Source organism: Coleofasciculus sp. C1-SOL-03 (genome assembly GCF_040220555.1).
Classification (GTDB): Bacteria; Cyanobacteriota; Cyanobacteriia; order Cyanobacteriales; family Coleofasciculaceae; genus Coleofasciculus.
Map to the genome: position 1 here is coordinate 1 of NZ_JAVJUO010000182.1, position 5,562 is coordinate 5,562.

Here is a 5,562-nt window from a genome sequence, read left to right on the forward strand (position 1 = left end):
AAAAGACTGCTTAAATCGTTACCCAGACTTGATAATGGAGATCTCTAGCCTGGAAAAAGAATTTGTTGATTTTGACCAGTGGGACAAACAGGATGGTAAAAAAGTTTGGGATTTAAGTTACTGGGCTGAGGTAAAAGCGACTTCCCCCGATGGTGATCCAGAATGTGATTTTGAGATTGATCAGTATGACCAATGGCAAAAGCTTGGAGAGCCGATGTACAAGGATGTCTACGAGCCTCTTTATGATTGCGACTGGTCATCTATTAAGCCTTTTTGCGATGCGGATAGCGACACTATTGGTGATATTGTCTCTGTTCAGTTTGACGCTGTAAAAGCCGTTGATAGCTACCACGGCGGAATTCATTTTTACAATAATAACGAATGGCTATGAAAACTTACGCAACCGATAAATTGCCTGTCATTCTGCAAAATTTCATAGCTGATTACAGCACTTGCCATTCCAGCAAATTGCCCTTCAGGATAGCCCGAAATGTACGCAGCATAAGCAATGGCTCCAAACTGTGAAATCCATTCTAACCTCCAGAGTTTCCTTTGCCTCAGTTACTGAATGCTGAAACTTTTGTACACTTGATTGAAGAACTCAGAGAGCTTACCCTCATCTAATTTGCCATTTGTGCGAACCCCACTACAGACATCCACGCCAAAGGGTTGAACGGCTTGAATCGCATCCTTGACATTCTCTGGAGTGAGTCCACCCGCTAAGAAAACAGGCACGTTGACCAATTCCCGGATGCGTCGGCTAATCGTCCAATCATGAACTCGCCCGGTTCTGCCCAGTTCTTTCTCTGGTAACAGGGGATTCCCCGAATCGAGAATCAACGCGGAAACAGAGGGGGCAACAGCTAACGCTTGGTCGATCGCGGCTTCGCTGGTGACATGAATGGCTTGGACAATGGCAATCCCGGGTAATGCTTGACGTAAATCATCATGGCTTCCCCACTGTAGGCGATCGCAAATCTGAATCGTGTTGACGCCTAGGCGTCGTTGCTGGGCAACAATCGCTAAGGTATCAAATTTACTGGTGAGTAGAAATGAAGAAACACCCGGAGGTACTTTGGCGGCGACTTGGGCAATCAAGCCTTCAGACACCATGCCCGGTCCACTGGGCATCTCGGATACTAAGCCTATGGCAGCAGCGCCATAACGAATGGCGAGATTGGCTTCGTCAACACTACTAATGCAGCAAATTTTAACTCTGGGTCGGATTGTTGGTTCCATCAACTTCCTATGAAAAACGTTCTGATATAAAGGTTTGAGGAGAGGGCGACCCGACCCAATGTAGTAGAGGGCGACCCGACCGTCTGTAGGGGCGGGTTTTACCAATACCATGTAAGCAAAAACTGGTAACTTATGTAAACCCGCCCTGTTTCTGGTGTTGTTAATTAGGCTAAGCGGGTCGCCCCTACCTTGTCGATGATAACTCTATTCCCAGACCAATTCGTTTTAGCCAGAGGAACGGTCAACCCATTGGAAAAATAACTGACTCTGTTGAACATCCTGATTCACACCATAACTGGTAATGGTTAGCGATCGCAGGTGGTCAAATAAGGGTTGACCAATGAGTTCCACCACCCGCAAAATGGGAAACTGACGCTCAATTAAGGGTTGGCTCTCTAACCAGTTTAGATAGAGATACCCATCATTTCGAGTCGGTAAAGCGGCGATCGCGTTCTGGAAGTCTAGGTTCTGAACCAGGGAATCCTTCACCCCATTCAGGGCGGCGTCCATCGCCTCAATGGATGTGGCAAACACTTCATAATCTCCCACCGTGGTGTGAACCCCCCGAACTTGGGCTTGTAAACTTAACAACCCATCTTGGCGATTCTTCAGCGCTTTCGCTGTCACCAACTTCGTCCACGCCGTCGTCGTGCGATCGCCAAACGGGAGTTCTCCCACATTGAGTCCCTGCTGTTTGGCGACGATATCCAAATGCTCAATCGCGTCAATTGCCTGATCATTATCACCCGTTTGCGCCACAAAAATCCAGTCGGGATTCGGTTGATCCGGTCGAGGAAACAGGGATAAGGCATAATCCCCTTCCACCCAACTAAAAATCTCTTCTGGTAATTGAATCCCCCAACGAGACTCTAACTGGGCAATTCCTTGGTCGAGTAAACTACTTAGACTCTCATCAGTTTCCAGTCGGGTGGACAGTTGTTGCCAAAATTGGTTTAAATTCATCCCAGCAATTGCCAACCCACTTTGGGCGGGAATGTACTGGAGAGCATCAACAGGCTGAGACAGGACTGGGGTAATCGATTCTGGACTCGATTTTGACCGAGGAATCGCCGTTTGTGCTAACAACCCTTGACGAGTGAGGGACAAGGTAATCGCCAAGCTTTTGGACGCCTCAAATGACTCACGATTGGGAATGGGTTGATTAGAAATCCAAGCGGCTAGGGCGGGTAAATTCACTACGCTGAATCCAATACGCGGTTCCGTCAGACTTTGCAGCAGTTGTTGATAATCGAAATTTTCTGCCAAACTCAAATCAGGAACTTGTACCGTATTAATCGCATTCCGCAATACCTTCGGCTGATTGGCATAGAGGACAAAGCGATCGCCCACAATCGCACTGGTTAAAGTATCCGGGATGGGACGAGTGTCTGTATCCTTTGCTACCTTTTTCCCTGGGGGATTTGAGGATTGATAAATTAGGTTAACCCCTTTATAGGATTCCACCACTAAATCGGCTTCCTCAGCGATCGCGAGTCGAGAATAAACCTGTTCCTGGGCGGCTTCAGGATCGTTGGTGGTAAAAACGAGTAAATATCCCGGTTGTGCCGCATTTTCAGGATTCCGGTCAACATCTAACGACGTTACCGCCAGCGTCAGTTCATCATCAATCCAGGGTTGAATGTCCCGTTGATAATCCAGTCCCAAATTCGCCAGCAGACTATTTTCCAGTTGCTGAAATTCCGCGATCGCACCTCGTCGCTTCTGGGGTGGAACCACCACTTGCCGCAACGCCGCCAAACGGTCTGGATTCACGAGCAACGATATCATGGCGGGGGCTTGTTTCGGCACAAAAATCGCCGCCGTGGGAGTCTTGACCTCTTGTTCCTGCAAGAGAGTTAGGGGACTGTGGGCGCTGACCCAGAACCAGCCACCTCCAGCCAATAACAGCAACATTACCACACTGGCTGTTAAGGCATAAAAAAACGAGCGTAGTTTCATGGTCATTTGTCATTTGTCATTTGTCATTTGTCATTTGTTGAAAGTGACTTGCACTCTAATCGGGGCGGGTTTAGTGATATCAGGGTGACAACCTTCCCGTTAATGGTAAAACCCGCCCCTACACGCTCTCCCTCTGCTCCCAGACGTGCCATGGCACGTCTCTACATTGCTCCCCATCTTCCCCACACCCTTTGCCAATCTTAAGGATATCGGTATTCTGGTATGTATTATTTTCCTTGCACCAGTTATGTCAGCTCAATCCTTTAATCAACCCATTCCCCAAATCAGTGTGGAGGAACTCGCGCAGCGGATTAGCCAATCCCCGGAGGGACTCCAGCTTATCGACGTGCGAGAACCCCAAGAAGTCGCGATCGCGCATATTCAGGGGTTTGATGTTCTCCCCTTGAGCGAATTTGCCCAATGGTCTGACCAAATCCACAGTCGCTTTGAAGCTGATGCTGAAACCTTGGTGATGTGTCACCATGGTATCCGTTCCGCTCAAATGTGCCAGTGGTTAGCGGATCAGGGGTTTACCAATGTCAAAAATGTCGTCGGCGGAATTGATGCATACTCCGCAACGGTCGATCCTACCATCCCTCGCTACTAGCAGTCGATCATGGCAAGCTACAGAATCCTAGTGTCTTCTGTTATCTTTGGATCAATACTCATCCAACCAGGAAAGCCTGTCACTTAAAAGATCAGTTTAGCGGCGTTGGCGATTTAACCTACCTTTAGGGATATCTAGGAGATGCATTTCTCCATAAATTCGCCATAACCCTCATGATTTTAAAGGATTCTGGTGAAAATCTGATTAAGTTCGGCTTTTTTTCAAATGTCTGTACACGTCAGTCTTAATAATCGTCAACAACATATTCTCTGGGCAACTATCCGTCATTATATTGCGACGGCGGAACCTGTGGGTTCCAAAGTTTTAGCCCACGAGTATGATCTGAGTGTTAGTCCGGCTACAATTCGCTCTTGTATGAGCGTTCTAGAAAAATCTGGCTTACTCTATCAACCTCATACCTCGGCAGGACGGGTTCCCTCGGATTCAGGATATCGGATTTATGTCGATCGCTTGATTCAACCCTCCAATACCCTGGGACGCCAAGCAGAGACATTACTCTCAGATCATTTGAAGGGAGACGATTTCAACTTTGAGGCGTTGCTACGGGATGCAGGGCAAATTCTCTCCACCTTGAGTGGGTATATTACTCTGATTACCTTACCTCAAACTCAAACCACCCGATTGCGCCATTTGCAATTGGTGTCTGTCGCACCAGGGCGGGTGATGTTGATTGTGGTGACTGATGCCTATCAAACCCAATCCATTGTCATGGAATTGCCCTCGGTATCAGAGGATGATCCACCGGATGAAGCGGCTGTTGAGCAAGAGTTACAGATATTATCTAATTTTTTAAGTAGTAAGCTGCGGGGACGTTCTCTGGGTGAACTGGTGAACTTAGACTGGAGTGAACTTGACCGCGAATTTGCCCAGTATGCCGATTTCTTGAAAAAGGTATTGGCAGAATTAACTCGTCCAATGAAAACATCCGTAGCCACGCCGATTTTAGTGCGGGGGATTGCCGAGTTATTGCGTCAGCCAGAATTTGCTGAGTTGCAACAAGTTCAAATGTTGCTGCATCTGTTGGAAGAAGAACAGGAACAACTTTGGCCCCTAATCTTTGAACTTCCGGATAGTTTGAATTCTAAGCGGCGGGCAAAAGTGCGAATTGGCACAGAGAACCCTTTGGAACCGATGCAAACCTGTACGTTAGTTAGTGCCACCTACGAACAGGATAATCTACCCGTGGGCAGTGTGGGAATTCTGGGTCCAACTCGGATGCTTTATGAAAACGCGATCGCGCTTGTGGAAGCCACGGCTGATTATCTGACGGAGGCGTTGAGTCAGGTGGCGTAGTCATTTGTCTTATGTCATTCGTCATTCGTCTTATGTCATTCGTCAAATTTAGGTTGGGATCAGGGCGGGTTTCGTTGTTTATTTTGAGGCGGGTTAACTCATTTAATCCCTAAACCCGCCCCTACCTCTTGGGGAGGCGATCGCGATTGGGAATCAGGTTGGTTTTATTGTCAGGTTTGAGGTTAATATAGAAGTCTGATATCGGGGCGGTAGATTTAATGTATGGGCTTTATTTAGGGGCAAAATTAATGGATAAACCAATAACCTTTCTACAAAACCCGCCCTTCTCCAACCGTTCACCTCAATCCCCAATTTATCCCGACCGATTTGGGATGCGATCGCGCCTAAAAATCGCCTAGGTTTTGTTGTCCAGTTTAAGCTTAATCTATAAATCTGATATTGGCACAATAAATCCAATGTAGGGGCGGGTTTAGGGATAAAAT

At 47.4% G+C, this 5,562-nt stretch carries 6 protein-coding genes; 3 read left to right on the forward strand and 3 right to left on the reverse strand.

The annotated features are described in order from the left end of the window. Window positions 1-391 (forward strand): hypothetical protein (locus RIE73_RS28380; RefSeq protein ID WP_446404358.1); only part of this gene is annotated, 391 nt, incomplete at its 5' end. Between the two features lie 170 nt (window positions 392-561). On the opposite strand, the gene RIE73_RS28385 is transcribed toward RIE73_RS28380, so the two are convergent. Next, window positions 562-1,239: a phosphoribosylanthranilate isomerase gene (locus tag RIE73_RS28385; protein WP_446404359.1), complete on the reverse strand. Its 678-nt coding sequence runs from the start codon at window positions 1,237-1,239 to the stop codon at window positions 562-564. Between the two features lie 225 nt (window positions 1,240-1,464). Beyond that, window positions 1,465-3,204 (reverse strand): DUF3352 domain-containing protein, encoded by a 1,740-nt coding sequence (locus RIE73_RS28390; RefSeq protein ID WP_446404360.1) that lies wholly within the window; start codon window positions 3,202-3,204, stop codon window positions 1,465-1,467. A gap of 241 nt (window positions 3,205-3,445) precedes the next feature. Here RIE73_RS28390 and RIE73_RS28395 point away from each other — a divergent pair, with 241 nt between their 5' ends. Beyond that, on the forward strand, window positions 3,446-3,805 hold the full coding sequence (locus tag RIE73_RS28395; protein WP_446386842.1) for a rhodanese-like domain-containing protein: 360 nt from the start codon (window positions 3,446-3,448) through the stop codon (window positions 3,803-3,805). A gap of 225 nt (window positions 3,806-4,030) precedes the next feature. Then, a complete protein-coding gene (hrcA, locus tag RIE73_RS28400) occupies window positions 4,031-5,119 on the forward strand; it encodes a heat-inducible transcriptional repressor HrcA (RefSeq protein ID WP_446404361.1) in 1,089 nt (362 codons plus the stop codon). 153 nt (window positions 5,120-5,272) lie between these two features. Here the strand turns inward: hrcA and RIE73_RS28405 are convergent. Beyond that, the coding region (locus RIE73_RS28405) for a hypothetical protein (protein ID WP_446404362.1) at window positions 5,273-5,562 on the reverse strand (290 nt) is incomplete at its 5' end.